The organism is Pseudomonas sp. PLMAX, from assembly GCF_046042685.1.
GTDB lineage: Bacteria > Pseudomonadota > Gammaproteobacteria > Pseudomonadales > Pseudomonadaceae > Aquipseudomonas > Aquipseudomonas putida_AE.
Genome location: NZ_CP064949.1, coordinates 357,342 through 384,040 on the forward strand (window position 1 = coordinate 357,342; position 26,699 = coordinate 384,040).

Consider the following 26,699-nt stretch of genomic DNA (forward strand, 5'->3'; position numbering starts at 1 on the left):
CCAGCGATAGCACTTCACTGGCACCTAAATATCTAGCCGTCGCCACAAGCGACCGTGATTTTCGATAAGGACACTGCATGAAAAAGGTTCTGTTGTTCACCGCACTGGCGGCTGCCCTGACTGCGGGCCTGGCCCAGGCTGGCGAGAAACTGGTGGTGGCGGCGACCCCGGTTCCACACGCCGAGATTCTTGAGCTGATCAAGCCGACCCTCGCCAAAGAAGGCGTGGACCTGGAAATCAAAGTCTTCACCGACTACGTTCAACCGAACGTTCAGGTCGACCAGAAGCGTCTGGACGCCAACTACTTCCAGACCCTGCCATACCTGAAAAGCTTCAATGAAGGAAAAGGCACCAACCTGGTCACCGTGATCGGTGTTCACGTTGAACCGTTCGGTGGCTACTCGAAGAAAGTCAAAACCCTGGCCGAGCTCAAGGACGGCGCGACCATTGCCATCCCTAACGAGGGCAGCAACAGCGGCCGTGCCCTGATCCTGCTGCAGAAGGCTGGCCTGATCGAGTTGAAAGACCCGAAAAACGCCGTGTCCACGCCAAAAGACATCGCCAAGAACCCGCACAACTTCAAGTTCAAGGAGCTTGAGTCGGCCATGTTGCCGCGTGTGCTGGATCAGGTCGACCTGGACATGATCAACACCAACTACGCACTGGAAGCGGGCCTGAACCCGGCCAAGGACGCGCTGATCATTGAAGGTCCGGATTCGCCATACGTGAACTTCCTGGTAGCCCGTCCAGACAACAAGGACAGCGCCGCCATCCAGAAATTGGCCAAGGCCCTGACCAGCCCGGAAGTGAAAGCATTCATCGAGAAGAAGTACAGCGGCGCGGTACTGCCAGCGTTCTGATTCACCAGGTAAACCTCTTCAAGGTTTGCAACGCCGACGGCTGATAGAGCGTCGGCGTTTTTTATCTTCCCACGCTCTGCGTGGGAATGCCTCCAGTCGCAGAGCGTGGGAACGATCCAAGTGCGTAACCGCACATTAAAACCACTCGGCACCTAGCAGTTCTGCTAGGTGCCCGAGGCTCAGGTATGGGTGCAAGATTGGCCTTCGACCAGGAGGCTCCCGCGATGACAGCTGTACCTACCCCTATGTGTCGGTATCACTATGACGCGCTGGACCAGATCACAGGGCTCGAGTGCGCCGACCAGGCCAGCGTGCAACGCTTCTATCGTCATCAGCATCTGGTAACGGAAAGGCAGGGACAGACCAGTCATTCTGTATTTCAGCAAGGCGAGCAACTGCTCGCCTTGCAATCGAGCGAGAACGACACCCTCAAGAGCCAGTTGCTGGCCACCGATCAACAGCGCTCCGTTTTGCAGCTGATTGATTCGGTGGGGCCGTTGCCACAGGTCTACACAGCTTATGGTCATCATCGGGTGGAAAGCGGTCTGAGCAGTCTTCTCGGCTTTAACGGCGAACGTCTTGACCCGGTGACCGGGTATTATTTGCTGGGTAACGGGCATCGGGCGTTCAACCCGGTGCTGATGCGTTTCAACAGCCATGACCGGCTGAGTCCGTTTGGGCAGGGCGAGTTGAATTCGTATGCGTATTGTTTGGGGGATCCGGTGAATCTCAGTGATCCGACGGGGCGGTTTGCCGAAATAGGCCGATTGATCGCAAGCATGATGAGTGTGTTGAATGTGCGACTGGGCATGTCCCGTCCCATCCCCGCCTATAACTTGGCCAAGGATGCCTTGAGATTGGGTGCATTGAGAAAATTACCGGCCAGACAGGCCTTTGCGGCAGCGAGCACGGTGACGGCCAGTAACGCGATACTCACCACAGGTCTGGTGGGGGTTGCAAGTGCCGCTGTGGCAATCGCCGATAAACCTGAGGCAGGCGCAATACTGGGGTATGTCACTTTAGGGCTGACAACGTTGGCGTTAGCATCGAGAGTGGGGACTTATTGGGCTGTGAAAAAGCCCGGGACTGAAGCTGCCTTGATGAGTTTTGTGACGAACAAGGGGCGGGTGCCTTCGAGCTCTATCGAGCTCCTTGCGCAGCAACCAGCTCCCAGAGCGGCCAACATTCGTCGCTCTATCTGAAGGCACATCAGAAAGGTTGGCCGGTCAATCCGGCCAATACCAGGCCGGCTCATCCAGCATCCGCTGCCCCACAATCCCGGTTTGCCCGAGATTCTTCTCCAGCACGATGCAATTGCATTCAGGATCTTCCTGCAACGCCGAAATCAACCGCCGCGCATGGGAAACCACCCACACCTGACACTGTGCGGACGCGCGGATGATCAAGCGCGCCAGCGCCGGCAGCAGATCCGGATGCAGGCTGGTTTCAGGTTCGTTCAGCACCATCAGTGTCGGCGGCCTGGGCGTCAGCAGCGCCGCCACCAGCAGCAAATACCGCAAGGTGCCGTCCGACAGCTCGGCTGCCGACAACGGTCGCAACAGTCCTTCCTGATAAAACTCGATAGCAAAACGCCCGCCGGCCAGCGGCTCGATGTGCAGGCGCGCGCCGGGAAAGGCGTCGCTGATCGCGTTGCGCAATGCCTCGGGGTCGCCGATTTCGATGATGGTCTGCAACGCCGCCGCCAGGTCTCTGCCGTCCTGGTGCAGCACCGGGGTGCGGGTGCCCAGTTGTGGCTGACGCACCGGGGCGTCCGCGTCGCTGCGAAAGTGATCGTAGAAGCGCCAGCGGCGGATGAACTCGCGCATTTCCAGCACTTCTGGCGAGGTACGCAGGCTGCCGACCTGATCGAACAGGCTGTCGAAATTTGGCGTGTGTTGAGCCAGCACGTCCCAACTGCGGTTGGCCCGAGCGCGGATCAGCGGCCCGTCGCGATCCACCAGCAGGCTCGCTGGCCGATAGAACGGCCCGGCCCACAGGCACTCGCGTTTGATCTGCGGGTCGAGGCTGAACCGCGACGGAATAGGCGTACTGTGCCCGGGCAGCATGAAGTGACCGTTGGAGTCGGGCAGCCCCAGGCTGATCGAGTAACCGAAGTCTTCCCCGGAGAATCCCAGCCGCAGGCGCTTCACGCCCCGTGGCACGGTCGCCTCGATCGGCACTTCGCCATTGCGCATGCGCCGGCTGATGGTTTCCGGGCCCGCCCAGAAGGTCGAATGCAGTCCCCCCTCGCGGGCCAATGCATTGACCACGCCGCCCTGGGCGGTTTCCGCCAGCAGGCGCAGCGCGCGGTAGAGATTGGATTTGCCACTGCCGTTGGGGCCCGTAATCAGGTTCAGCCGGCCCAGCGGAATCACCAGTTTATTGATCGAGCGGTAATTGGCCACCGCGAGGGTTTTTAGCATGAAGGACGTTCCCTGTGACCTTGTAGGAGCTGCCGCAGGCTGCGATCTTTTGATCTTTATCATTCAAACGCAAAAGATCGCAGCCTGCGGCAGCTCCTGCAGTGGAAATGATGATTATTGCGTAGGCGAAGATTAAACCCTGTTCTAAGCTGACAGACGAATCGCGCCCGTTAAACGCAAAGGAGTCTGCATGGCTGTTCCCGGATTGAAAATTGCGCTTGGCTTGAGCCTCCTGGCTTTGCTGAGTGCTTGCGACAAAGAAAAGCCGGTCGAGAAGGATCGGCCACGGGTTTTCGTGCAGGAGGTCAAGCTGGCCGACTACGCCGTCAACATCACGTTGACCGGCGATGTCCAGGCCCGGGTGCAAACCGAGCTGTCGTTCCGCGTCGGGGGCAAGATCATCCAGCGTACCGTGGATGTCGGCGACCGGGTTTCGGCCAGGCAGGTGCTCGCCAGGCTCGATCCCAAGGACCTGCAGACCAACGTGGATTCGGCCCAGGCACAGGTCGTCGCCGAGCAGGCGAAGGTCAAACAGAACGCCGCCGCCTTCGTGCGCCAGCAAAAACTCTTGCCCAAGGGCTATACCAGCCAAAGCGAATACGATTCCGCCCAGGCGGCCTTGCGCAGCACCCAAAGCTCGCTGGCGGCGGCCCAGGCGCAACTGGCCAACGCCCGTGAACAGCTGAGCTACACCGCGTTGATTGCCGACGCGCCGGGCGTGATAACAGCACGCCAGGCCGAGGTTGGCCAGGTGGTGCAGGCCACGGTACCGATTTTCAGCCTGGCCCGGGACGGCGACCGCGATGCGGTGTTCAACGTCTACGAATCGCTGCTGGCCGAGCCGCCGTCGGATCGAGCGGTGGTGGTGAGCCTGCTGGATAACCCGGCGATCAAGACCACCGGGACCGTGCGCGAAGTGACCCCGGCCGTCTCCGAGCAAACCGGCACGGTGCAGGTCAAGGTCACCCTCGACGCCTTGCCGCCAGGCATGCAGTTGGGTTCGGTGGTGAGTGCCACCGCCAATACCCGGGGCAAATCCGCCGTGGAGCTGCCGTGGTCGGCGCTGACCAAAAATATCAGCCAGCCGGCGGTGTGGCTGGTGGATGGCGAAGGCAAGGCGCAACTGCACAACGTCACGGTGGGCCGCTACCTGACCGGTAAAGTCATCATCAGCGCCGGGCTCACCGGCGGTGAAAAAGTCGTGATCGCCGGGGGCCAGTTGCTGCACCCCGGTGTGAAGGTGGAAATCGCCGAAGACACCTACAAGGACCTGACTGCGGGGGCTCAGCCATGAAGCGCCTGCTACTGGTGTTCGCCAGTGTGATGCTGGCGGCCTGCTCGAAAGAAGAACCCGCTCCGGAGCCAGTGCGTCCGGTGCTGTCCATCAAGGTCAAAGCCCTCGACGAGGAAAACCTGGGGCGATTCGCTGGCAGCATCCAGGCCCGCTATGAAAGCAACATCGGCTTCCGCGTGCCGGGGCGCATTGCCAGTCGCAGCGTCGATGTCGGTGCCGAAGTCGAAAAAGGTGCCTTGCTCGCCACGCTCGACCCCACCGACCAGCAGAACCAGTTGCGTTCGGCCGAAGGCGACCTGGCGAGTATCCAGGCGCAGCTCATCAATGCCCAGGCCAGCGCCCGACGCCAGCAACAACTGTTCGATCGCGGGGTGGGCTCACAGGCGCAACTCGACAGTGCAATTACCGATCTGAAAACCACACAGGCCTCGCTCGACCAGGCCAAGGCCGCGGTCAGCCAGGCCAGGGATCAGCTCAACTACGTTGAGTTGCGCTCCGATCACAAGGCCGTGGTCACGGCGTGGGCTGCCGAAGCCGGGCAAGTCGTCACCGCGGGCCAGCAGGTGGTGACCCTGGCGCAGCCGGACATCAAGGAAGCGGTGATTGACTTGCCCGACACCCTGATCGAGCAGTTGCCCGCCGACGTGGTGTTTCAGGTCGCCTCGCAACTGAACCCGAGCATTACCACCACGGCCACCGTGCGTGAAATCGAGCCCCAGGCCGAAAGCGCAACGCGCACACGCCGCGCGCGCCTGACGCTGACCGAGACGCCGCCCGCATTTCGTCTCGGCACGGCGATCAGCGTGACCTTGAAGAGCGCGGTCAAGCCGCGCATCGAACTGCCCCTGAGCGCATTGCAGGAGGTCGACGGTAAAAACCGCGTCTGGGTCATCGATGCGCAGACGCAAACCGTTTCCCCACGGGATGTCAGCATCGTCAGCCGCACGGACAGCACGGTGGTGCTGGCCAACGATATCAAGGCCGGCGAGCGAGTGGTCAGTGCCGGTGTGAACAGCCTCAAGCCGGGGCAAAAAGTGAAAGTCGACGAGGGCAGCCCACAATGAAAGGGAGTTTCAACTTATCCGAATGGGCCCTCAAGCATCAGTCGTTCGTCTGGTATTTGATGTTTGTCTCACTGTTGATGGGCGTGTTTTCGTACCTCAACCTGGGACGCGAGGAAGACCCGTCGTTCACCATCAAGACCATGGTGATCCAGACCCGCTGGCCGGGTGCGAACCAGGAAGAAACCCTCAAGCAGGTCACCGACCGTATCGAGAAAAAACTCGAAGAGCTTGATTCCCTCGACTACGTGAAAAGCTACACCCGTCCCGGCGAATCCACGGTCTACGTGTACTTGCGCGACACCACCAAGGCCAAGGACATTCCGGAAATCTGGTACCAGGTGCGCAAGAAGATCGGCGACATTCGCTACTCGTTTCCCCAGGGCATCCAGGGCCCGTCGTTCAACGACGAGTTCGGCGACGTGTTCGGTTCGATCTACGCCTTTACCGCCGACGGCCTGTCGCTGCGCCAGTTGCGCGACTACGTCGAGCAGGCGCGCGCCGATATCCGCGGTGTGCCGGGCTTGGGCAAGATCGAAATGGTCGGCCAGCAGGACGAAGTGCTCTACCTGAATTTCTCGACGCGCAAACTGGCGGCGCTGGGTATCGACGAACAGCAAGTCGTACAAAGCCTGCAGACCCAGAACGCGGTGACCCCGGCCGGGGTCATCGAAGCCGGGCCCGAGCGGATTTCCGTGCGCACGTCCGGGCAGTTCATTTCCGAGAAGGATCTGGCCAACGTCAATTTGCGCCTTAATGATCGCTTTTATCGCCTGGCCGACATTGCCGACATCCAGCGTGGCTACGTCGACCCGTCGACGCCGGAGTTTCGCTTCAATGGCCAACCCGCCATTGGCCTGGCCATTGCCATGCAAACGGGCGGCAACATCCAGGACTTCGGCAAGGCCCTGCACCAGCGCATCAGCGAGCTGACGGCCAATCTGCCGGTGGGCGTCGGCGTGCACAACGTGTCCGATCAGTCTGTGGTGGTGGAAGCCGCCGTTGGCGGGTTCACCAGTGCCTTGTTCGAAGCCGTGGTGATCGTGCTGGTGGTCAGCTTCATCAGCCTCGGCGTACGCGCCGGCCTGGTGGTGGCGTGCTCGATCCCGCTGGTACTGGCGATGGTGTTTGTGTTCATGGAATACAGCGGCATCACCATGCAGCGGATTTCCCTCGGTGCGCTGATCATCGCGTTGGGCCTGTTGGTGGATGACGCAATGATCACGGTCGAGATGATGGTCTCGCGCCTGGAATTGGGCGAAACCAAGGAGCAGGCCGCGACCTTTGCCTACACCTCGACCGCGTTCCCGATGCTTACCGGCACCCTGGTGACGGTGGCGGGTTTTGTCCCCATCGGCCTCAATGGCAGCTCGGCCGGTGAATACACCTTCACCCTGTTTGCGGTGATCGCCGTGGCCATGATGGTCTCGTGGGTGGTGGCGGTGCTGTTCGCCCCGGTGATCGGCGTGCACATCCTCAGCGTCAATGTTAAGCCGCACTCGGCCGAGCCAGGGCGCTTGGGGCGGGCCTTCAATAGCGGCCTGCTGTGGAGCATGCGCAATCGCTGGTTGGCGATTGGCATCACCATGCTGATATTCGCCTTGTCGGTTGTCGGCATGCGCTTTGTGCAGAACCAGTTCTTCCCGGCCTCGGATCGTCCGGAAATCCTGGTGGACCTGAACCTGCCGCAAAACGCCTCCATCGATGAAACCCGCAAAGCCGTGGACAAGCTGGAAGCAACCCTCAAGGGCGACCCCGACATCGTGCGCTGGAGTACCTACATCGGCCAGGGCGCGATTCGTTTCTACCTGCCCCTCGACCAGCAACTGCAGAACCCTTACTACGCACAGCTGGTGATCGTCGCCAAGGACTTCGAGACGCGCACAGCCCTCAGCGATCGCCTGCGTGAGCGCCTGCGCAAAGACTTCGTCGGCATCGGCAGTTTCGTCCAGGCACTGGAGATGGGCCCGCCCGTGGGGCGGCCGATCCAGTACCGCGTCAGCGGCCCGGACATCGACCAGGTGCGCAAGCACGCCATCGACCTGGCGACCGTGCTGGACAAGAACCCGCACATCGGCGAGATCATTTACGACTGGAACGAGCCCGGCAAGGTGCTACGCATCGACATCGCCCAGGACAAGGCGCGCCAGCTTGGCTTGTCGTCCGAAGACGTGGCGAACCTGATGAACAGTATCGTCAGCGGTTCCACGGTGACCCAGGTCGACGACGACATCTACCTGATCAACGTGGTCGGGCGCGCGGTGGACGCCGAACGGGGTTCGCCGGAAACCCTGCAGAACCTGCAGATCCTCACCCCGGGCGGCACCTCGATTCCGCTGCTGGCGTTTGCCACCGTGCGTTACGAGCTGGAGCAACCGCTGGTGTGGCGTCGCGACCGCAAGCCGACGATCACCATCAAGACCGCGGTGATCGGTGATATCCAGCCCACTGACCTGGTGAAACTGCTCAAACCGGACATCGACACATTCGCCGCCGCGTTGCCGGCGGGGTACAAGGTCGCCACGGGCGGTACGGTGGAGGAGAGCGCCAAGGCCCAGGGGCCGATCAACCAGGTCGTGCCGTTGATGGTGTTCCTGATGGCCACCTTCCTGATGATCCAGCTGCACAGCGTGCAGAAGATGTTCCTGGTGGCCAGCGTCGCGCCGCTGGGCCTGATCGGCGTGGTGCTGGCGCTGGTGCCGACCGGCACGCCGATGGGCTTCGTGGCGATCCTCGGTATCCTGGCGCTGATCGGCATCATCATCCGCAACTCGGTGATCCTGGTGACCCAGATCGACGCGTTCGTGGCGCAAGGGTCGTCACCCTGGGATGCCGTGGTGGAAGCCACCGAACATCGTCGCCGGCCGATCCTGCTGACCGCCGCGGCGGCGAGCCTGGGCATGATCCCGATCGCCCGGGAGGTGTTCTGGGGGCCGATGGCCTACGCGATGATCGGCGGGATCATAGTCGCCACCTTGCTGACGCTGCTGTTTTTGCCGGCGCTGTATGTGGCCTGGTACAGGATCCAAGAGCCGAAGAAAGAAGTGCAGTAAGGCGAGCGCTGCGCGCTCTATTCGCGAGCAAGCCCGCTCCCACACTGGATCTTCATTGAACACAGATTTTGTGTACACAAAGATCCAATGTGGGAGCGGGCTTGCTCGCGAAAGCGCCAGTACAGACCCCGCCAATGGTCAGTCTTGAATCTTGCGCCACACACTCGCCAACCAAGGCTGCTGCTCCCGCGGCAGCCCCGCCGGCCGGTAGTAATGCTCCAGCTCCACAAACCCCGCCTCGGTCAGCAACTGCTGCCACGCCTGAAGATCGTGATACGCCCCATACCGCGGCCCGTTCCAGCCTTCCTGATTCTCGCCACGGGGATTGGAACTGAACAACACACCCTTCGGCTTCAACGCCGCACTCAGCTCCTTCAACACCCGAGGCAACTCCTGGCGCGGGATATGAAACAGCACCGCATTGGCAAAAATCCCGTCGAAACGCTCGTCCGGCAAATCCAGCTTCAGGAAGTCCTGCTGCCAGACTTCGCAACCGCTGTCCTCCCGGGCCATCTGCGCAAACTTCTCCGATCCGTCGAGCCCGACCGCCGTGTGGCCCATGCGCGTAAAGGTCTGCAAGTCGCGACCGGGACCGCAGCCAAAATCGAGAATGTCGAACGGCGCCTTGCCCTGAATGTGTCGCAACAGCGCATCAATGTTCTGACTGACATCGTGATCGCGGGTGCCTTCGCGGAAACCTTCGGCTACCGAGTTGTAGTGGCCCAGGGTGATGGACGTGATCTGCTCGAGGTCGTCGGGGGTCTGTTTCATGGTCGGCTGCGCAGGCAATAGGGATTTGCCGAATATACGCCATCAAGCCTGGGGCTGCTGCGCAGCCATTCGCTGGCAAGCCAGCTCCTACAATGGATCGCGTCGGTCATCTGCAGGAGCTGGCTTGCCAGCGAAGGTGCCCCACGCACAGCCACCATATTCCGCATGCGGCAAAGTGCCGACATGAGCATGGAAACGCTATGCGCCTATTGTTCCGGGCTACTAAACCAGATCACTGATGAGCAGTGACGGACCGAGACTAACCACGGAATTTGGCAGGCGCAAGCGAGCGGAATAATCTAGGAAACGTCCTGCAAAGGAAAGGGATTTAGCCTTCAGAATTGCCGATTTTCTTGTACGAAATATCGCCAAGATCGCAGCCTTCGGCAGCTCCTACAGGGTGCACACATTCCCTGTAGGAGCTGCCGAAGGCTGCGATCTTTTGATCTTGATCTAGCGTTTGTTCAACCCCCGAGCCAACCTATCCCCACCCAACTGAATCACCGCCACCAACGCCACCAGCAACACAATCACCGTCAGCATGATCTGACTGTCAAACCGCTGATACCCATACCGATACGCAATATCCCCCAAGCCACCCGCACCGATCGCCCCGGCCATGGCCGATGAGTTGATCATCGTCACCAGCGTGATGGTGAAGCCCCCGACTATCCCCGGCAGCGCCTCAGGCAACAGCACATGCCAGACGATATGCCCACGTCGGCAGCCCATGGCCTGCGCCGCTTCGATCAAACCATGATCGACCTCGCGCAGGCTGACCTCGGCGATGCGTGCAAAGAACGGCGTGGCAGCGATCGTCAACGGCACCACCGCCGCCCACACGCCATAGGTGGTACCGACGATCAACCGGGTGAACGGGATCAACGCCACCATCAGGATCAGGAACGGAATCGAGCGGAACAGGTTCACGAAGGCACCCAGTGCGCGGTTCAGCGCCGGGGCTTCGTAGATGCCGCCCTTGGAGCTGGTGACCAGGACTACCGCCAGCGGAATCCCCGCCAGCAGTGCGATCAACGACGACACGCCAACCATCAGGAAGGTGTCGATGAAGCCTTGCAGCAAGCGATCAAACCACATAACCCAACACCTCTACCTGTTGCGCCCAGTTGCCGGCGCGATGACGCAGTTCATCGGCTCCGAGAGGCGAGCCGGTGACCGCCAGCAGCAGTTGCCCCAACGCATGCCCCTGAATCCGTTCCACACCGCCCTGTAACAGACGCACGCGGCCACCGAGTGCAGCGAACAGCGCGGCAAGGTCTGGTTCGGCATGGGCCGTTCCGGTGAATTGCAGGCGCAGCACCACGGCATCCTCCGAAGACTGCGCTTGTTGATGCAGGCGGCTTTGCAGCTCGGGCGGCAGGGCGTGCTGCAGTGGCGCGAGCAAGGTCCTGCTGACCTCATGCTGCGGGTTGCCGAAGACTTCCCAGACCGGGCCTTGCTCGACGATTTGTCCATGTTCCAGGACCACCACGCGATCGCAGATCTCGCGGATCACCGCCATTTCGTGGGTGATCAGGATGATGGTCAGGCCCAGGCGCTGATTGATCTCGCGCAGCAGGCCGAGGATCGATTGGGTGGTCTCCGGGTCCAGTGCCGAAGTGGCTTCGTCGCACAGCAAAATCGCCGGGTCATGCACTAGCGCGCGGGCGATGCCGACGCGCTGTTTCTGCCCGCCGGAAAGCTGCGCCGGGTAAGCCTTGTGTTTGCCCTGTAGGCCGACCATTTCCAGCAGTTCACGCACCTTCTGCTCGCGTTTTTCCTTCGGCACTCCGGCGACTTTCAGCGGCAACTCGACGTTCTGCCAGACGGTCTTGGCCGACATCAGGTTGAAGTGCTGGAAGATCATGCCGATGCGCCGACGCAACGCCACCAAACGGTCTTCGTCGAACTCGCCAATGTCCACCTGATCGATCAGCACGCGACCCGAAGTCGGTTGTTCGAGGCGGTTGATGGTGCGGATCAGCGACGACTTGCCGGCGCCGCTGCGGCCGATGATGCCGAACACCTCACCGCGCTGGATCGCCAGGTCGATGCCTTGCAGCGCCGCCACCGGTCCTTGCTTGCCGTCGTAGGTTTTACCCAGGCCGATGAAGCGCACATGGGCCCGATTGAGTGCCGGGTGCAGTTCGGTCTGGTCAGCATTCTTGAGCGCTGGAATGTCCAGTCGCCGTTGCGTGGCTGCCGTCATGCTCAGCTCTCCCAGCCGGCTTGGTAGAGCTTGCCGTGGGCTTTATCCAGGGCTGCGCGAACGGCCGGCGAGTGTTGGTAGATGTCGACGAACTTGATCAGGCGCGGGTCGGTTTTGCTTTTCGGCTGGATCACGAACTGGATCACGTATTCCTTGTGGTCGAGGCCGTCGAACAGCAGGGCGGAGCCGGCGTCGAAGGTTTTCGCCAGGCGGATGTAGGCCGGGTAGCCCTGTACCAGATCAGCGTCGTCATAGGCGCGCACCAGTTGCACGGCTTCGACTTGCAGGATCTTGATGTTCTTCGGGTTGGCGATGATGTCTTCTTCGGTGGCCTTGTAGCCGACACCCGGTTTGAGCGTGATCAAGCCGGCCTTGGCCAACAGCTGCAAGCCACGGCCGCTGTTGATCGGGTCGTTGGCGATGGCCACGCTGGCGCCTTGCGGCAGTTCGTCGAAGCTTTTGTATTTCTTCGAGTAGAGGCCGACGTTGTTGATGATCCCCGGGGCGAAGGGCACCAGGTCAAAGCCGGAGGCGTTCCTGGCGTTTTCCAGGAAGGGGATGTGCTGGAAGTAGTTCACGTCGATGTCGCCGGCAGCGAGGCTGACGTTGGGCGCGATCCAGTCGGTGAACTCTACGAGTTCGACTTTCAGGCCTTGTTTGCCGGCTTCTGCTACCGCCGCTTCCAGGGGAATGGCGAAGGCGGCGGTGGTGCCGATCTTCAGTGGGGCGTCGGCGGCGAACACTGCGCAGCTGAACAGGCCGAGGGCCAGGGCCAGTGCTTTGACTGGGTTAGAGAGGTGGTTCTTGGTCATGATGGTTTTTCCAGTCAGTGCATGAATTTGGGGTGTTTATCAGGGCCTCTTCGCGAGCAAGCCCGCTCCCACAGGGGATTGCATTTCAAATGTGGGAGCGGGCTTGCTCGCGAAGCTTTTAGCGTCGAAACGCCGATCCGGTGTGTTGCTCAGGCAAATGCGCCTCGCCATGAAACAGCTTTTCGCGCAAGGACCCGTTGTCATAGGCGGTCTTGTACGACCCGCGCCGTTGCAGCTCCGGAATCACCAGCTCAATGAAATCCACATAGCTTTCCGGCGTGACGATCCGCGTCAGGTTGAAACCGTCCAGGCCGGTTTCGGCGATCCACGATTCCAGCTCATCGGCCACTTGTTCAGGCGAGCCGACCACGGTGATGTAGCGTCCGCCGAGGGCGTGTTGGTCGAGCAATTTGCGTCGGGTCCAGTCGTTGTTCTGCAGGTTTTTGGTGGCGGACTGGATCGCGTTGCTCTTGACGTACTGGATCGGTTCGTCGATGGCGTACTCGGAAAAGTCGATCCCGGTGGAGGCCGAAAAATGCGCCACTCCCGCCTCGGCGCTGGCGTAGCTCAGGTATTCGGCGTGCTTGGCCCAAGCGAGTTCTTCAGTCGCGCCAACGATCACGTTCAAGCCCATGAACACCTTGATGTCCTCGGGATTGCGCCCGGCCTCGACGGCGCTGGCGCGGACCTTGTCCACCTGTACCTTGGTCGACGCCTTTGTCTGCCCGCTGATGAACACGCATTCGGCATGCCGCCCGGCGAACAGCAATCCGCGATCGGAACTGCCAGCCTGGAACAGCACCGGGGTGCGCTGCGGCGAGGGTTCGCACAGGTGATAACCCTCCACCTGATAGAACTCGCCCTTGTGCTCGACCTTGTGCACTTTTTCCGGTTGCGCGTAGATCCGTTGCTGCGCATCGTTGAGCACCGCGCCGTTTTCCCAGCTGCCTTCCCAGAGTTTGTAGAGCACTTGCAGGTATTCATCGGCCTGGTCGTAGCGGCGGTCATGCTCGACCTGTTCGCTCAGGCCCATGGCCTTGGCGGCGCTGTCGAGGTAGCCGGTGACGATGTTCCAGCCCACCCGACCGCGGCTCAGGTGATCCAGGGTCGACATGCGCCGGGCGAACAGGTACGGCGGTTCGTAGGTGAGGTTGGCAGTGAGGCCGAAACCGAGGTTTCTGGTCACGGCAGCCATCGCCGAGACCAGCAGCAGCGGGTCGTTGACCGGCAGCTGGATCGACTCTTTGAGCGGCACGTCCACCGAGTTCTGGTACACGTCGTAGACGCCGACGATGTCGGCGATGTCGGCGATGAACAAGCCGTCGAACAACCCGCGCTCGAGCAGTTGCGCCAGTTCGGTCCAGTATTCGATCGTTTTGTACTGGGTCGAGGTGTCCCGCGGATGCGTCCACAGGCCATGGTTTATGTGCCCGATGCAGTTCATGTTGAACGCGTTGAGCAGGATCTTCTTTTTCGCGTCGGCCATCAGATGGTCCCCCGCAGCGGCGGGTTTTCATCGTTGAGGTAGTAGTTGCCGACCGCGTGGTACTTCCAGCGCACCGGGTCGTGCAGTGTGTGCACCCGGGCATTGCGCCAGTGGCGATCCAGGCCGTGCTCGACCAGCGTGGCCTGGCTGCCGGCCAGTTCGAACAAGGTAGTGCCGGCGGCGAGGGAGATTTCGGTGCTGATGGCCCGGGCTTCGGCGACGGCAATCGACGCGGCGGCGACGCTTTCGGCGTTGGTGTCGGCCTGTGCCTTGTCGAGGAATTCCCCGGCGCGCTCCAGCAAGGCTTCGGTGGCGTGCAGGCGAATGCTCAAGTGCCCGAAGCTCTTGATGGTCAGCGGGTCGTCGGTGGCTTTTTCATGGGTGGCGTCGATCCACGGCCTGGTCTTGGTGCGCACGAAATGCAGCGCATCTTCATAGGCCGCGCGGGCGATGCCGGTGTCGATGGCGGCATGGAGAATCTGCGCCAGCGGGCCGACCGGGGTCGGGCGCTCGAACGCGCTTTGAAACGGGATCACGTCTTCGGCGGCAACAAAGACATCTTCGAACACCACTGAACCGCTGCCGGTGGTGCGCTGGCCGAAGCCGCTCCAGTCGTCGATCACGGTCAGGCCTTTGCTGTCGCGCGGGACGAACGCCAGTTGCTGCACGCCGTTTTCATCGATCACGGAGGTCGGGATGCGCTGCGCGTAGATCGCGCCGGTGGCGTAGAACTTGCGACCGTTGATGCGATAGCCGTCACCATCGCGAGTCAGGCGGGTGACGCGGTCGTGGGCGGTTTTGGTACCCAGTTCGGCAAGGGCATTGCCGAATCGCTGACCGGCCAGTACTTCGGCGTACAGACGTTTTTTCTGCTCATCGCTGCCGTTCACACGCAGCACTTCCAGCGCGTAGAAATGGTTCTGCGGGATTTGCCCGAGGGAGCCATCCGCCTGGGCGATCAGGGCGATGACCTTGGCCAGGGTGACGTTGGAAACGCCGGCGCCGCCGTATTCCTTGGGCACGCTGATGCCCCACAGGCCCGAGCGGGAAAACACTTCCAGCTCCGGGTGTGGCAAACGGCGTTCGCGGTCGCGCAGGGCGCTGTCGCGTTGGAAATCTTCGGCCAGGTCGCTGGCGACGATCAGGGCTTGCTCATCGCTGGTGATGACCGCGACGTGTTGAGAAAGGGTCATGTGTTTCTCCAGATGTCTGGTCGTCAGATCCAGGAATGGCGAGCGGGCAAAGTGCCGTTCAGGTAATAGGCACCCACCGCGTGATATTTCCAGCGCACCGGGTCGTGCAGGGTGTGCACCCGGGCGTTGCGCCAGTGGCGGTCGAGGTTGAATTCGGCGAGGGTGGCGCGGCTGCCGGCCAGCTCGAAGAGCTTTTCGCTGGCCTGTAACGAGATTTCGGTGGTCAGCACTTTGGCTTCGGCCACGGCAATCGAGGCGCGGGCGGCAGACTCGGCGGTGAGCGGCGCGGCGCTCACCTGGTCGAGCACCTGCCCGGCCTTGCGCAACAGTGCTTCGGCGGCGTGCAATTCGATTTTCAGCTTGCCGATGTCGGCGATCACGTACAGGTCATCGCTGGCCCGTTCGACGTTGGCGTCGACCCATGGTCGGGAGCGGGTTTTCACGAACTCGATAGCGTCATCAATGGCGCCCCGGGCGATGCCGGCATCGATGGCGGCCTGGATCAATTGCGAAACCGCACCCTGGGTATTGGGCGTTTCGTTGATCTTCCAGTTATCCACCACCAGCTCGGCGTCGACCCGCACGTTGTTGAGCAAAATGGTGCCGCTGGCGGTGGTGCGCTGGCCGAAACCGGACCAGTCATCGACGATGCGCAGCCCCGGCGTACCGCGACGGACGAAGGCCAGCACCTGCTTGCCATCGTCGTTGAGCGCCTTGACCGCGACCCAGTGCGCGAACAGCGCGCCGGTGGAATAGAACTTCTGCCCGTTGAGGACAAAACCATCGCCGTCGGCGCTTATGCGCGCCTTGAGTTCCAGGGTGTTTTTAGCACCGCGTTCCGGCCCGGCATTGCCGATTCGCCAGCCTTCCAGGACGCTCTTGAACAGCTGTTTTTTCTGCGCCTCGGTGGCGCTGCCGAGCACCAGGTTGAGAATGCCGAACTGGTTCTGCGGAATCTGCCCCAGGGCCGGGTCCACCGCGGAAATGATCGCGAACACCTCGGCCAGGGTGACGAATGAAACCTGCGGGCCGCCGTACTCGCGGGGAATGGCGATGCTGCCCAAGCCGCTTCGGGTGAATTGTTCGATTTCCGACCACGGCAGCTTGCGCTGCTGGTCGCGCCGGGCAGCCTGCAGGCGAGCGACTTGCGCCAGCTCATGGGCGGCCTTGATGGCCTGGGCATCGTTGCGCAGCACGTGCGCGGGCAACAACAAGGGGGCGATGTCCAGGTCACTCTGGACGATTGCATCAGCCAGACTGGACATCAGTGCCACTCCTTGGCTACACGCAATGCCCTGGCGATCTGCACTGGGGTGATTGTGTTCCGGACCATACCTACCTACCTCACATCTCATGGAAACACCGCGGGGTGCGGCGAACGAAAACAAGAATGTCCGGTGGTCCGGTCTATATACCCTAAACGTGTATAAATGTTTTTTGAACTAACTTTTAGGAATATGCATAGAAGGTCAAGCTGCGCCTCATCACTTTCGTCGTTCGGCGGCTTTGAGGTGTTCTTTTTTCGGCACCTTGAGATAGGGATTGGCACAACCAATCTTCAACGCCCGTGCTGGCGCCCAGCGCGAATTGTTGCCGACACGATCAAGGATGCAGTAAGTCACCTCCAGGCGCAGGTCTTCGCCGGCTTCGAGAATGATCGCCGGTGGCACCCAGATCTGAATCGGCTGGCCCACATCACTCTCCTTGAGTGGCGGCAAATCCATGCGGGCATCGCCCCAGCGCAGGGTGATTTCGTCATCGGCGGCCATGTTCAGGTACGGCTCGATAGTGACTGGCACGCCGCGCTTGATCTGGTTGGGATTCACCCCCTGCCGGCAAATCGTTCCGGGAAGTTTTACCGGTGCCAGGCTCTGGTTCTCGTCGCCAGTCAGCGCAGTAGGCTGTCCACCGGGGCACTCGAGTTTTGACTGCAGCCGCCGGGCGGGCGATACGATCGGCGCCTGCCCTATTTGCATGATTCGATAGTGAACGCGAGAAGCGCCACTGGCGATAAAGCTCTCGGGTACCCGTAGCTGAACGGGTTGGCCGATCTCATTGGCCTTCAGGGCCCTCGAGGCGACGTAGCAGTTGTCCCAGAACAGTTCGATCAGGTCGCCTTCGTCCATCCCGGGGTAGGGTGGCACCTCGATCAGCAAGTGCGCGGCCGAGGCGAGGTTGATCCCGGCCTTGTGGGACTGCGCCAGTGTCGGCGCGGCAAGTTCGATTTTGTTTGAGGTGCATGTCATGGAAGTCTCCTTGATGTTTTGCAATGAAGTCCGTTTCGGAAAACAACAGCAAAACCGTTCATTACTTTGATTTGAAATAATGATTTGGCGTGATCAGTGCCGCTGGCAGGAGACTAGATAAGAGTGTGCTGGAGTCAGTGTCAATAGAGTGGACTAGTTAAATGAAGTGTTGGGTGTTATTCAGAAAACTCCTACGCGTTGAAGTTAATAAGCCGTTCCGATGAGTCGACTTTACCTGCTCAAGGCGCCGTTTTATGAGGGGCTGGCGCATTATATGGGTTCACGATGCGCTTGGATGTCCAGTCGGCAAAACTGTTGCGCAATACATATATGTATCGAGTGCGCTGACAAGATGTGCTTGTCGTGCACGTACATTTAATTATGTAAGAGTAAGAGTTTGGTGCGGGGAGGGTGGCACTTCCATCCATGGAAGTTGACCGATGTTACGAGAGGTTTAGTTGTGGGCGTTGTTCAGGAACTTGCTGAGAAACTGTTTCGTGCGTTCTTCCTTGGGGTTGGCAAACAACGCCTTCGCTTCGCCTTGTTCGACGATCACGCCCTTGTCGAAAAACACCACACGATTGGCCACGTCGCGGGCAAACCCCATTTCGTGGGTGACGATGACCATGGTGCGATTCTCCTCGGCCAGGCTGCGAATGGTCGACAGGACTTCGCCCACCAGCTCCGGGTCGAGCGCCGAGGTCGGTTCATCGAACAGGATCACTTCCGGCTCCATCGCCAGCGCGCGGGCGATCGCCACACGCTGTTGCTGACCACCGGAAAGGCGGCGCGGGTAAGCGTCTTCCTTGCCTGCCAGGCCGACCCTGGCCAACAGCTTTTTACCCAGGGCAACGGCCTCGGCGTGCGCGATCTTCCTGACGATGATCGGGCCTTCGATGACGTTTTCCAGGGCGGTGCGGTGGGGGAACAGGTTGAAGTTCTGGAACACGAAGCCCACGTGCTGGCGCAAACGGCGCACCAGGCTCTGTTGCTGGTTAAGCGGGCGGCTGGTATCGATCTCGATGTCGCCGACCTTGATCCGGCCGCTGGTGGGTTCTTCGAGGAAGTTCAGGCAGCGCAGGAAGGTGGTCTTGCCCGAGCCGCTTGGCCCGATGATCGCCACGACCTCGCCTTCCTTCACTTGCAGATCGATGCCGTTGAGCACCACTTGACCCTTGAACTGCTTTGTCAGTTTTTCCACGACAATCATGGGGTCAGGACTCCTGGTCGTGCCGGTTGACCCGTGCTTCCAGCTGGTTCTGCAGGTGCGACAGCACCGTAGCCAGGACCCAGTAGATCAGCGCGGCGGCAAGGTACATGGTGAAGACTTCAAAGGTACGGGCGGTGATCAGCTGCGCCTGGCGGAACAGTTCCGGCACCTGAATGGTGGCCGCCAGCGCGGTGTCCTTGACCAGTGAAATGAAGCTGTTGCCCAGTGGCGGCAATGCGGTGCGCATCGCCTGCGGCAGGATGGCCCGGCGCAGGGTTTGCGCGCGGGTCATGCCGATACTGGCAGCAGCTTCCCACTGGCCGCGCTCGATGGAACTGATCGCCGAACGCAGGATTTCACAGGCGTAGGCGGCCATGTTCAGCGAGAAGCCGATCAGGGCCGCCGGCAGCGGGTCGAGTTCCATGCCCAATTGCGGCAGGCCGTAATAGATCACGAACAGTTGCACCAGCAACGGCGTACCGCGAAAGAACGACACGTAGATGCGGGCGATCCAGCTGATCAGCTTGAAGCGCGACAGGCGCATCAGTGCCAGGCCGAAGCCCATCACCAGGCCGAAGAACATCCCGCCCAGGCTCAAGATGACCGTGTAGTAGGCCCCCTTGAGCAGGAAGGGCAGGGAGTCCAGTGCGAGTTGAAAAGCTTCTTCCATTATTGAGTGACGTCAGCGCTGAAGTATTTTTCCGAAAGCTTTTTCAGCGTGCCGTCGGCGCGCAGCTTATCGATCGCCTTGTTCACGGCTGCCAGCAGTTCAGGCTCGCCTTTGCGCAGGGCAATGCCGGCCTCCTGGCGGGAGAACGCTTCACCGGCAGCGGTGGTGTCCTTGGCTTTCTTGGCGTATTCCAGCGCGGCCAGACGGTCGATCAGGATGGCGTCGATACGGCCGACACGCAGGTCCTGGAACTTGGTCGGATCGTCTTCATAGGTGCGCACGTCAGCGGTCGGCACGTTGGCCTTGACCCATTGCTCGTAGTTGGTGCCCAGGCCCACGCCGACTTTCTTGCCACCCAGGTCGGCCGCGGACTTGATGTTCAGCTCGGCGGCTTTCTTGGTCAGTACCAGCGCCTGGATCCCGGAAACGGTGTAGGGCTCGGAGAAGTCATACTTCTTCTTGCGCTCTTCGGAGATGGTCACCTGGTTGATCACCGCGTCCAGGCGCTTGGATTCCAGTGCCGCGAGGATGCCGTCCCATTTGGTCGGTTGCAGCTTGACCTTCACACCCAGCTCTTTGGCCAGGGCTTCGGAGAATTCGACTTCGAAGCCGGTCAGTTTGCCGTCGGCGTCGACGAAGCTGAACGGTGGGTAGGTGCCTTCCAGGCCGACGTTGATCACGCCTTTGTCCTTGATTTGTTGCAGTTGCTCACCGGCCACTGCCTGGCCAATCAGGCCGGCACTGAGGGCCAGGCCCAGCGAACCCACCAGCAGATTTCGACGTAGTGCGGAAAAATTCATGACAAGCCCCTGTGTTTTCTTATGGAAGACGCTTAAGGAAAGTTGGCAAATTCGGGATTTGGACGACTGCGATATCCTGCCCTAAAGCAGCGTATGCGTCTCGTTGCAAATTCGCCTGCGGCGTGACTATATGATGGTGCTTTTAGATTAGAAAGTAATAAATTCTATTTTTATTATTTCTTAAAGGAATATGCATTGTTTGGTGAAAGATCGCAGCCTTCGGCAGCTCCTACATGATCGGCGTACCCTGTAGGAGCTGCCGAAGGCTGCGATCTTTTGATCTTGGTTCTTACAAGAAGCTCGTATAGGCAAACAACGCCGGCGCCCCGCCGGTGTGCAGGAAGATGATCGGGCCCTCATCGAAACGTGAACGTCCGATCCCGTCCAACAAACCCGCCATGGCCTTGCCAGTGTAGACCGGGTCCAGTAACAGGCCTTCCTGGCCGGCCAGCAGCTTCACCGCTGCCAGCGTCCCGGCATTGGGCTCGCCGTAACGTGGCGAGAAATACTCGTCCCACAACTCGACCTTGAAACTCTCCGGCAGCGTCACCCCCAGCAACTCGGCGGTACGCTCGGCCAGGCCCTGGACCTTTGGCCGCTGGTCTTCATCGCTGCGCGAAACCGTGACGCCGATGACTGGCAATTCCGGCAATACTTCGCTCAACGCCAATGCCAGGCCGCTGTGTGTTCCGGCGCTGCCCGAGGCGAGGACGACGGCGGCGAAATTCAGCCCGGTGTCCTTGATCTGTTCGGCCAGTTCCAGGCCAGCTCGCACATAACCCAGGGCGCCCAGCGCATTGGAGCCACCGATCGGCACCAGGTATGGCTTCTTGCCGTTGCTGCGCAGGCGAGCAGCCAGGGATTGCAATTGCTCGTCGGCGTTATCCAGATTTTCGACCAGCTCGACCTTGGCATCGAACAGATCCAGCAACAGCCGATTGCCGTTGCCGACATAATTGGCGTCGTCGGTGCCCAAGGGGTTTTCCAGCAGGGCCACGCAGCCCAGACCCAGCTTGGCCGCAATGGCAGCGGTCTGACGTACATGGTTGGACTGCAGCGCTCCCGCCGTGATCAAGGTATCTGCGCCCTGGGCCAGGGCATCGGCCGCCAGGTATTCGAGTTTGCGAAGCTTGTTGCCGCCCATCGCCAGTGGGGTCAGGTCATCGCGTTTGACGTAGACGTCGCGCCCCAGCCAGGCCGACAGGCGTTCGAGTTTTTCCAGGGCGGTCGGTTGACCCAGCAGGTCTAGACGGTTGAAGCGGGCAAGCTGTTGTTTGATCATGGGTCCGTACTGGCGGTGGAAGGTCTCTGGACTATAGGCACGCCACTTTGTCGGGGCAACCGTGAATCGCTTATAGCCGATTGTAATTACGACAGCACAATTGGTTCTTAATTTCGCTTGCGAGCCTTGCCGTAAAGTAATCGCCGTCAGTGCGGCCAGACAGTCCGGCCGCCCGTGAGGAGTTTTTACCGTGAGTGAGCGATCCAGCCATTGGCAGTTGCAAACCATCGTCAGCCAGCTGCGTACGGCACGTGAGCAGTGGCGTGCACAAAACGGCCGCGCCAGCGGTGAGCAGGGTGGTCGCGAATTGCCGTCGCGGGCAGCAATGGCGGACATTCTCGAAGCACTCTGCGGGGCGCTGTTCCCTATGCGCCTGGGGCCGGTGGACTTGCGCGAAGAGAGTGAGGATTTCTACGTCGGCCACACCCTCGATGTGGCGTTGAATGCATTGCTGGCGCAGGCGCGGCTCGAATTGCGCTATGCCGCCCGTCACAGCGCCCAGGCCGACACTGAGGTCGAGGCCAAAACTATTCAGATCATCCAGGACTTCGCCCTCGCGTTGCCTGGGCTGCGCAGCCTGTTGGACACCGACGTTCTGGCGGCTTATCACGGCGATCCGGCGGCGCGTAGCGTCGATGAAGTGTTGCTGTGCTATCCCGGCATTCTGGCGGTGATTCACCATCGCCTGGCTCATCATCTATATCGTGCGGGCTTGCCCTTGCTGGCTCGGATCAGCGCGGAAATCGCGCATTCGGCCACCGGCATCGACATTCACCCGGGCGCGCAGATCGGTCGCAGTTTCTTCATCGACCACGGGACCGGTGTGGTGATCGGCGAGACCGCGATCATCGGCGAGCGGGTGCGGATTTATCAGGCGGTAACCTTGGGTGCCAAGCGCTTTCCGGCGGATGAAGACGGCCAGTTGCAGAAGGGCCAGGCGCGGCATCCGATCGTCGAGGATGACGTGGTGATTTACGCCGGGGCGACGATTCTGGGGCGGATCACCATCGGCAAAGGCTCGACCATTGGCGGCAATGTCTGGCTGACCCGCAGTGTGCCGGCGGGCAGTAACCTGACCCAGGCCAATCTGCAGCTGGATGATGGGGCTCAGAAATAGGAGCTGTGTAGGAGCTGTCTCGTGCAACGAGGCTGCGATCTTTTAAGCGCTCCGCAAAACCAAAATCAAAAGATCGCAGCCTACGGCAGCTCCTACAAAAGCATGACCGCCGAGCTCTGGAATTAGTCCTTAGCCCCCTATTCATGTTTAACTTGAACGTTCATTCAAGTTAAACCGGTGGTTCGCTGCCCGCTCACAACAGGAGGCTTGCCTTTGCTGAGTCCGATATCTACAGCCACGATTGACCCCTTCGAGGTGCACCTGCAATGAGTGCATCGTCCATTCCCCCAAGCGGCCTGGTCCGCATGAATCCGCCGGTGTTCTACTTCGCGGCGACCTTCATTCTGCTGTTCGGCGTCGTGGTCATTGCCATGCCCGAACAGGCCGGCGCCTGGTTGCTGGCGGCGCAAAACTGGGCGGCCAACACGGTTGGCTGGTACTACATGCTGGCGATGACCCTGTATCTGGTCTTCGTGGTGGTCACCGCGTTATCGGGCTACGGCAAGATAAAACTCGGTGCCGACCACGACGAGCCCGAATTCAGTTATCTGTCCTGGGCCGGCATGCTGTTCGCCGCCGGGATCAGCATCACGCTGTTTTTCTTCTGCGTGTCCGAGCCCCTGACCCATATGCTGCAACCGCCCCAGGGCGAGGCTGGCACGGCGGATGCGGCGCGGCAGGCGATGCAGATCCTGTTTCTGCACTGGGGCCTGCATGGTTGGGGCGTGTTCGCCTTTGTCGGCATGGCGCTGGCCTACTTCGCCTACCGGCATAACCTGCCGCTGGCCCTGCGCTCGGCGCTGTACCCGCTGATCGGCAAGCGCATCAATGGCCCCATCGGTTACGCGGTGGACGGCTTTGGCATCATCGCCACGGTGTTCGGTCTCGGTGCCGACATGGGCTTTGGCGTGTTGCACCTCAACTCGGGCCTGGACTACCTGTTCGGCATTGCTCACACCCAGTGGATCCAGGTCGGCCTGATCACGCTGATGATGGGCGCGGCGATCATCGTCGCGGTGTCCGGCGTCGACAAGGGCGTGCGGGTCATGTCCGACATCAACATGCTGCTGGCCTGTGCGCTGCTTCTGTTCGTGTTGTTCGCCGGGCCCACCCAGCACCTGCTCAATACCCTGATCCAGAACGTCGGCGACTACCTCGGCGCCTTGCCGATGAAGAGTTTCGACCTCTACGCCTACGACAAGCCCAGTGACTGGCTGGGTGGCTGGACGGTGTTCTACTGGGCCTGGTGGATCGCCTGGTCGCCGTTCGTGGGCCTGTTCATTGCGCGGATTTCCCGTGGCCGCACCATCCGCGAGTTCGTTTTCGGCGTGCTCCTGATTCCGCTGGGCTTCACCCTGGCGTGGATGTCGATCTTCGGCAACAGCGCCATCGATCAGGTGCTCAACCACGGCATGTCGGCGCTGGGCATGTCGGCCATCGACAACCCGTCGATGACCCTCTACCTGCTGCTGGAAACCTACCCGTGGAGCAAGACCGTGATCGCGGTCACGGTGTTCATCAGCTTCGTGTTCTTCGTCACCTCTGCCGATTCCGGCACCGTGGTGTTGTCGACGCTGTCCGCCAAGGGTGGCAACCCGGATGAAGACGGGCCGAAATGGCTGCGGGTGTTCTGGGGCGCAATGACTGCGCTGGTGACCAGTGCGCTGCTGTTTTCCGGCAGCATCGATGCGTTGAAGTCCGCCGTGGTCCTGACTTCGCTGCCGTTCTCGCTGATTTTGCTGTTGATGATGTGGGGCCTGCATAAAGCGTTTTACCTGGAATCGCAGAAGCAGATTGCGCAGATGCATTCCCTGGCGCCGGTGTCCGGTTCGCGGCGCGGTGGTTGGCGCCAGCGCTTGAGTCAGGCGGTGCATTTCCCGTCGCGGGACGAGGTCTATCGCTTCCTCGATTCGACGGTACGCCCGGCCATCGAAGAGGTGTCGGCGGTGTTTATCGAAAAGGGCCTGAAGGTCGTTACTCACCCTGAGCCGGTCAATGACAGCGTCAGCCTGGAAATCGGTCACGGCGACGAACACCCGTTCATCTATCAGGTACAGATGCGCGGCTACTTTACGCCGTCATTCGCCCGCGGCGGCATGGGCTCCAAGGAACTCAACAACCGTCGTTATTACCGGGCCGAAGTGCATTTGAGCGAGGGCAGTCAGAACTACGATCTGGTGGGATACACCAAGGAACAGATCATCAACGACATCCTTGACCAGTACGAACGGCACATGCAGTTCTTGCACCTGGTGCGTTGAGCGGGTCTAGGCCTCGGTGGTCATTACCATGAACAACACCAGCGCCGCCACGGGGATACCGAACACGGCGCTGCCCACCACCAGTTCCGTGCCCAACGGCTGGCCGGCATGCACCATGCCCACCGCGCCATTGATCAGCGTCAGGGCCAGCCACAGCACGATGAAGCTGTAGGCGAGGACCTGGCGGGGGAAGCCGATCTTTTCGCCGATGTACAGCATCAGGGCGAGCAGGATCAGGCCAAAAGTGATGATGATGGTGGTGTGCATGGTGTGTTTTGCCTGCCGGATGTGTATTGACTGGTCGGCCGCCTTCGCGAGCAAGCCCGCTCCCACAGGGTATCTCCTTTGAACATTAATCTTGTGAGCAACCGGGATCAATGTGGGAGCGGGCTTGCTCGCGAATGGGTCACCTCGATATCGGTTTGAGCATAGTTAAACCAACCCACCGTTCACCCGCAGAATCTGCCCGTTGACCCAAGCCGAATCCGGCCGCGGAAATTTATCTCGCCTCAGCGATCGCCGGACTGGGCCTGATCCAGTGCCCGCACTACCGCATGGAAACGCAGATCGCCCAGGGCCTGATCAAGGAAATCCTCACCGACACACCCCCGTCGGCCATGCCGGTTTCAGTGCTGTACCCGCACAACCGGCACATGTCGCCACGGGTTCGGGTGTTTGTGGATTGGTTGGGGGAGGTGTTTGCGGGGGCCGTTTGAATGGAAAAATGTGAAACGTTTCAGCCATTTTTCGAGTCTCAGGGTTTCTGGCGTTTGTCTGGGCGTATGCTGGGCGACTGGCAAAGCAGTCGAGACCAGATTCAAGACAGACAAGAGAGGATTCGATGACTTACACCGCTGCCGAAAACCGCTACGACTCCATCCCCTACCGCCGCGTTGGCCGCAGCGGTCTGGTACTGCCGGCGCTGTCCCTGGGCCTGTGGCACAACTTCGGCGACAGCACGCCGATCGATACCCAGCGCGCGTTGTTGCGCACGGCTTTCGACCTTGGGATCAACCATTTTGACCTGGCAAACAACTACGGCCCTCCGTACGGCAGTGCCGAGATCAATTTCGGCCGTTTGCTGCGTGAAGACTTCAAGCAGTACCGCGACGAGCTGATCATTTCCAGCAAGGCCGGTTGGGACATGTGGCCCGGCCCTTACGGTCAGGGCGGCGGCTCGCGCAAGTACGTGCTTGCCAGTCTCGACCAGAGCCTGCAGCGCCTGGGCCTGGACTACGTGGATATTTTCTACTCCCACCGTTTCGACCCCGACACCCCGCTGGAGGAAACCGCCAGCGCGTTGGCCACGGCGGTGCAACAGGGCAAGGCGCTGTACATCGGCATCTCGTCTTATTCTGGGGTGAAAACCCGTGAAATGGCGGCGTTGCTCAAAGAGTGGAAAGTACCGCTGTTGATTCACCAACCGGCTTACAACCTGCTTAATCGTTGGGTGGAAAAGGACCTGCTGGACACCACCGATGAACTCGGCACCGGTGTCATTGCTTTCACTCCGCTGGCCCAGGGTTTGCTGACGGACAAGTACCTCAACGGCGTGCCGGCGGATGCGCGGGTCAACCGTCCTGGCGGTGGTTCGTTGCAGGCCTCGCACTTGTCCGAAGCCAACATTGCGCATGTGCGTGCACTCAACGAGATCGCCAGGCGTCGTGGCCAGAGCCTGGCGCAACTGGCGCTGGCCTGGACCCTGCGTGACCCGCGGGTGACCTCGGCGCTGATCGGTGCCAGCCGGCCGGAGCAGATCATCGAGAACGTCGGGGCGTTGAAGAACCTGAGTTTCAGTGCTGAGGAGCTGGCGGAGATTGACCGGTTTGCCCAGGAGGGTGGGATCAATCTTTGGGAGAAGCCTTCTACGGCTGAGTAAGCTGTAAAGCAAAAGATCGCAGCCTGCGGCAGCTCCCACAGGGGAACGCATTTCCATGTAGGAGCTGCCGCA

At 60.7% G+C, this 26,699-nt stretch carries 22 protein-coding genes and 1 pseudogene; 9 read left to right on the forward strand and 14 right to left on the reverse strand.

Annotated elements, in window-relative coordinates:
• Window positions 1-77 precede the first annotated feature (77 nt).
• Together DKB71_RS01660 and DKB71_RS01665 are read left to right on the forward strand one after the other, a co-directional pair.
• A complete protein-coding gene (locus DKB71_RS01660) occupies window positions 78-860 on the forward strand; it encodes a MetQ/NlpA family ABC transporter substrate-binding protein (RefSeq protein WP_274075063.1) in 783 nt (260 codons plus the stop codon).
• 224 nt (window positions 861-1,084) lie between these two features.
• A complete protein-coding gene (locus DKB71_RS01665; protein WP_408599467.1) occupies window positions 1,085-2,062 on the forward strand; it encodes an RHS repeat-associated core domain-containing protein in 978 nt (325 codons plus the stop codon).
• A gap of 24 nt (window positions 2,063-2,086) precedes the next feature.
• On the opposite strand, the gene DKB71_RS01670 is transcribed toward DKB71_RS01665, so the two are convergent.
• Entirely contained in the window at window positions 2,087-3,283 is a 1,197-nt protein-coding gene (locus DKB71_RS01670) for an AAA family ATPase (protein WP_408599468.1), read from the reverse strand.
• A 190-nt stretch (window positions 3,284-3,473) separates the two neighbouring features.
• Between DKB71_RS01670 and DKB71_RS01675 the strand changes: the two genes are divergently transcribed.
• Genes DKB71_RS01675 through DKB71_RS01685 form a run of 3 tightly spaced genes read left to right on the forward strand, consistent with a single transcriptional unit; the run spans window position 3,474 to window position 8,691 of the window.
• Window positions 3,474-4,577 carry an efflux RND transporter periplasmic adaptor subunit gene (locus DKB71_RS01675; protein ID WP_274075066.1) on the forward strand — a complete coding sequence of 368 codons (1,104 nt, stop codon included), beginning with the start codon at window positions 3,474-3,476 and terminating at the stop codon, window positions 4,575-4,577.
• Window positions 4,574-5,641 carry an efflux RND transporter periplasmic adaptor subunit gene (locus DKB71_RS01680; protein ID WP_323626534.1) on the forward strand — a complete coding sequence of 356 codons (1,068 nt, stop codon included), beginning with the start codon at window positions 4,574-4,576 and terminating at the stop codon, window positions 5,639-5,641. The genes DKB71_RS01675 and DKB71_RS01680 overlap by 4 nt, the downstream gene beginning before the upstream one ends.
• Window positions 5,638-8,691 carry an efflux RND transporter permease subunit gene (locus tag DKB71_RS01685; protein ID WP_408599469.1) on the forward strand — a complete coding sequence of 1,018 codons (3,054 nt, stop codon included), beginning with the start codon at window positions 5,638-5,640 and terminating at the stop codon, window positions 8,689-8,691. The genes DKB71_RS01680 and DKB71_RS01685 overlap by 4 nt, the downstream gene beginning before the upstream one ends.
• A 138-nt stretch (window positions 8,692-8,829) precedes the next feature.
• Here DKB71_RS01685 and DKB71_RS01690 read toward each other — a convergent pair whose 3' ends face one another.
• The 12 genes from DKB71_RS01690 to DKB71_RS01745 form a co-directional block, all read right to left on the reverse strand.
• Window positions 8,830-9,462: a class I SAM-dependent methyltransferase gene (locus tag DKB71_RS01690; RefSeq protein ID WP_408599470.1), complete on the reverse strand. Its 633-nt coding sequence runs from the start codon at window positions 9,460-9,462 to the stop codon at window positions 8,830-8,832.
• Between the two features lie 453 nt (window positions 9,463-9,915).
• Entirely contained in the window at window positions 9,916-10,560 is a 645-nt protein-coding gene (locus tag DKB71_RS01695; RefSeq protein WP_323606558.1) for a methionine ABC transporter permease, read from the reverse strand.
• Window positions 10,550-11,671 (reverse strand): methionine ABC transporter ATP-binding protein, encoded by a 1,122-nt coding sequence (locus DKB71_RS01700; RefSeq protein ID WP_408599471.1) that lies wholly within the window; start codon window positions 11,669-11,671, stop codon window positions 10,550-10,552. Before DKB71_RS01700 ends, DKB71_RS01695 begins: the two co-directional genes overlap by 11 nt.
• Before the next feature lie 2 nt (window positions 11,672-11,673).
• Window positions 11,674-12,483 (reverse strand): MetQ/NlpA family ABC transporter substrate-binding protein, encoded by an 810-nt coding sequence (locus tag DKB71_RS01705; protein ID WP_408599472.1) that lies wholly within the window; start codon window positions 12,481-12,483, stop codon window positions 11,674-11,676.
• A gap of 118 nt (window positions 12,484-12,601) precedes the next feature.
• On the reverse strand, window positions 12,602-13,969 hold the full coding sequence (locus tag DKB71_RS01710; RefSeq protein ID WP_408599473.1) for an LLM class flavin-dependent oxidoreductase: 1,368 nt from the start codon (window positions 13,967-13,969) through the stop codon (window positions 12,602-12,604).
• On the reverse strand, window positions 13,969-15,162 hold the full coding sequence (locus DKB71_RS01715) for an SfnB family sulfur acquisition oxidoreductase (protein ID WP_408599474.1): 1,194 nt from the start codon (window positions 15,160-15,162) through the stop codon (window positions 13,969-13,971). Before DKB71_RS01715 ends, DKB71_RS01710 begins: the two co-directional genes overlap by 1 nt.
• A 23-nt stretch (window positions 15,163-15,185) precedes the next feature.
• Entirely contained in the window at window positions 15,186-16,427 is a 1,242-nt protein-coding gene (locus tag DKB71_RS01720; RefSeq protein ID WP_408599475.1) for an SfnB family sulfur acquisition oxidoreductase, read from the reverse strand.
• A gap of 219 nt (window positions 16,428-16,646) precedes the next feature.
• Entirely contained in the window at window positions 16,647-17,408 is a 762-nt protein-coding gene (locus tag DKB71_RS01725) for a hypothetical protein (protein WP_323626544.1), read from the reverse strand.
• A gap of 454 nt (window positions 17,409-17,862) precedes the next feature.
• On the reverse strand, window positions 17,863-18,618 hold the full coding sequence (gene tcyN / locus DKB71_RS01730; RefSeq protein ID WP_408599476.1) for an L-cystine ABC transporter ATP-binding protein TcyN: 756 nt from the start codon (window positions 18,616-18,618) through the stop codon (window positions 17,863-17,865).
• A gap of 4 nt (window positions 18,619-18,622) precedes the next feature.
• Window positions 18,623-19,288 (reverse strand): cystine ABC transporter permease, encoded by a 666-nt coding sequence (tcyL, locus tag DKB71_RS01735; protein ID WP_274075077.1) that lies wholly within the window; start codon window positions 19,286-19,288, stop codon window positions 18,623-18,625.
• On the reverse strand, window positions 19,288-20,088 hold the full coding sequence (tcyJ, locus tag DKB71_RS01740; RefSeq protein ID WP_077186170.1) for a cystine ABC transporter substrate-binding protein: 801 nt from the start codon (window positions 20,086-20,088) through the stop codon (window positions 19,288-19,290). Before tcyJ ends, tcyL begins: the two co-directional genes overlap by 1 nt.
• Window positions 20,089-20,377: 289 nt before the next feature.
• Window positions 20,378-21,370, reverse strand: coding sequence for a D-cysteine desulfhydrase (locus DKB71_RS01745; protein ID WP_274075079.1), 993 nt, complete (start codon window positions 21,368-21,370; stop codon window positions 20,378-20,380).
• 190 nt (window positions 21,371-21,560) lie between these two features.
• On the opposite strand from DKB71_RS01745, the gene epsC reads away from it, so the two are divergent.
• Both epsC and betT read left to right on the forward strand, forming a co-directional pair.
• A complete protein-coding gene (epsC, locus tag DKB71_RS01750; protein WP_046815348.1) occupies window positions 21,561-22,487 on the forward strand; it encodes a serine O-acetyltransferase EpsC in 927 nt (308 codons plus the stop codon).
• A gap of 305 nt (window positions 22,488-22,792) precedes the next feature.
• Complete coding sequence (gene betT / locus DKB71_RS01755; RefSeq protein WP_406591438.1) at window positions 22,793-24,748, forward strand: choline transporter BetT; 1,956 nt, start codon at window positions 22,793-22,795, stop codon at window positions 24,746-24,748.
• Window positions 24,749-24,754: 6 nt separating this feature from the next.
• On the opposite strand, the gene DKB71_RS01760 is transcribed toward betT, so the two are convergent.
• Complete coding sequence (locus DKB71_RS01760; protein WP_274075080.1) at window positions 24,755-25,015, reverse strand: hypothetical protein; 261 nt, start codon at window positions 25,013-25,015, stop codon at window positions 24,755-24,757.
• A 224-nt stretch (window positions 25,016-25,239) separates the two neighbouring features.
• On the opposite strand from DKB71_RS01760, the pseudogene DKB71_RS01765 reads away from it, so the two are divergent.
• Together DKB71_RS01765 and mgrA are read left to right on the forward strand one after the other, a co-directional pair.
• Window positions 25,240-25,464 (forward strand): annotated as a pseudogene (locus DKB71_RS01765) (LysR substrate-binding domain-containing protein); the annotation flags it as partial.
• 125 nt (window positions 25,465-25,589) lie between these two features.
• Window positions 25,590-26,627, forward strand: a complete 1,038-nt coding sequence (gene mgrA, locus DKB71_RS01770) for an L-glyceraldehyde 3-phosphate reductase (RefSeq protein ID WP_274075081.1) — start codon at window positions 25,590-25,592, stop codon at window positions 26,625-26,627.
• The last annotated feature ends 72 nt before the right edge of the window (window positions 26,628-26,699 follow it).

Excerpts from the sequence above, each read along its gene's own strand:
- DKB71_RS01670 (WP_408599468.1), bottom strand. The coding sequence starts at position 3,283 with ATGCTAAAAACCCTCGCGGTGGCCAATTACCGCTCGATCAATAAACTG.
- DKB71_RS01665 (WP_408599467.1), top strand. The coding sequence starts at position 1,085 with ATGACAGCTGTACCTACCCCTATGTGTCGGTATCACTATGACGCGCTG.
- DKB71_RS01710 (WP_408599473.1), bottom strand. The coding sequence starts at position 13,969 with ATGGCCGACGCGAAAAAGAAGATCCTGCTCAACGCGTTCAACATGAAC.
- DKB71_RS01675 (WP_274075066.1), top strand. The coding sequence starts at position 3,474 with ATGGCTGTTCCCGGATTGAAAATTGCGCTTGGCTTGAGCCTCCTGGCT.
- DKB71_RS01760 (WP_274075080.1), bottom strand. The coding sequence starts at position 25,015 with ATGCACACCACCATCATCATCACTTTTGGCCTGATCCTGCTCGCCCTG.
- DKB71_RS01685 (WP_408599469.1), top strand. The coding sequence starts at position 5,638 with ATGAAAGGGAGTTTCAACTTATCCGAATGGGCCCTCAAGCATCAGTCG.
- DKB71_RS01680 (WP_323626534.1), top strand. The coding sequence starts at position 4,574 with ATGAAGCGCCTGCTACTGGTGTTCGCCAGTGTGATGCTGGCGGCCTGC.
- DKB71_RS01715 (WP_408599474.1), bottom strand. The coding sequence starts at position 15,162 with ATGACCCTTTCTCAACACGTCGCGGTCATCACCAGCGATGAGCAAGCC.
- DKB71_RS01720 (WP_408599475.1), bottom strand. The coding sequence starts at position 16,427 with ATGTCCAGTCTGGCTGATGCAATCGTCCAGAGTGACCTGGACATCGCC.
- tcyJ (WP_077186170.1), bottom strand. The coding sequence starts at position 20,088 with ATGAATTTTTCCGCACTACGTCGAAATCTGCTGGTGGGTTCGCTGGGC.
- DKB71_RS01690 (WP_408599470.1), bottom strand. The coding sequence starts at position 9,462 with ATGAAACAGACCCCCGACGACCTCGAGCAGATCACGTCCATCACCCTG.
- DKB71_RS01700 (WP_408599471.1), bottom strand. The coding sequence starts at position 11,671 with ATGACGGCAGCCACGCAACGGCGACTGGACATTCCAGCGCTCAAGAAT.
- mgrA (WP_274075081.1), top strand. The coding sequence starts at position 25,590 with ATGACTTACACCGCTGCCGAAAACCGCTACGACTCCATCCCCTACCGC.
- tcyN (WP_408599476.1), bottom strand. The coding sequence starts at position 18,618 with ATGATTGTCGTGGAAAAACTGACAAAGCAGTTCAAGGGTCAAGTGGTG.
- tcyL (WP_274075077.1), bottom strand. The coding sequence starts at position 19,288 with ATGGAAGAAGCTTTTCAACTCGCACTGGACTCCCTGCCCTTCCTGCTC.
- DKB71_RS01660 (WP_274075063.1), top strand. The coding sequence starts at position 78 with ATGAAAAAGGTTCTGTTGTTCACCGCACTGGCGGCTGCCCTGACTGCG.
- DKB71_RS01725 (WP_323626544.1), bottom strand. The coding sequence starts at position 17,408 with ATGACATGCACCTCAAACAAAATCGAACTTGCCGCGCCGACACTGGCG.
- DKB71_RS01695 (WP_323606558.1), bottom strand. The coding sequence starts at position 10,560 with ATGTGGTTTGATCGCTTGCTGCAAGGCTTCATCGACACCTTCCTGATG.
- DKB71_RS01705 (WP_408599472.1), bottom strand. The coding sequence starts at position 12,483 with ATGACCAAGAACCACCTCTCTAACCCAGTCAAAGCACTGGCCCTGGCC.
- betT (WP_406591438.1), top strand. The coding sequence starts at position 22,793 with ATGAATCCGCCGGTGTTCTACTTCGCGGCGACCTTCATTCTGCTGTTC.
- DKB71_RS01745 (WP_274075079.1), bottom strand. The coding sequence starts at position 21,370 with ATGATCAAACAACAGCTTGCCCGCTTCAACCGTCTAGACCTGCTGGGT.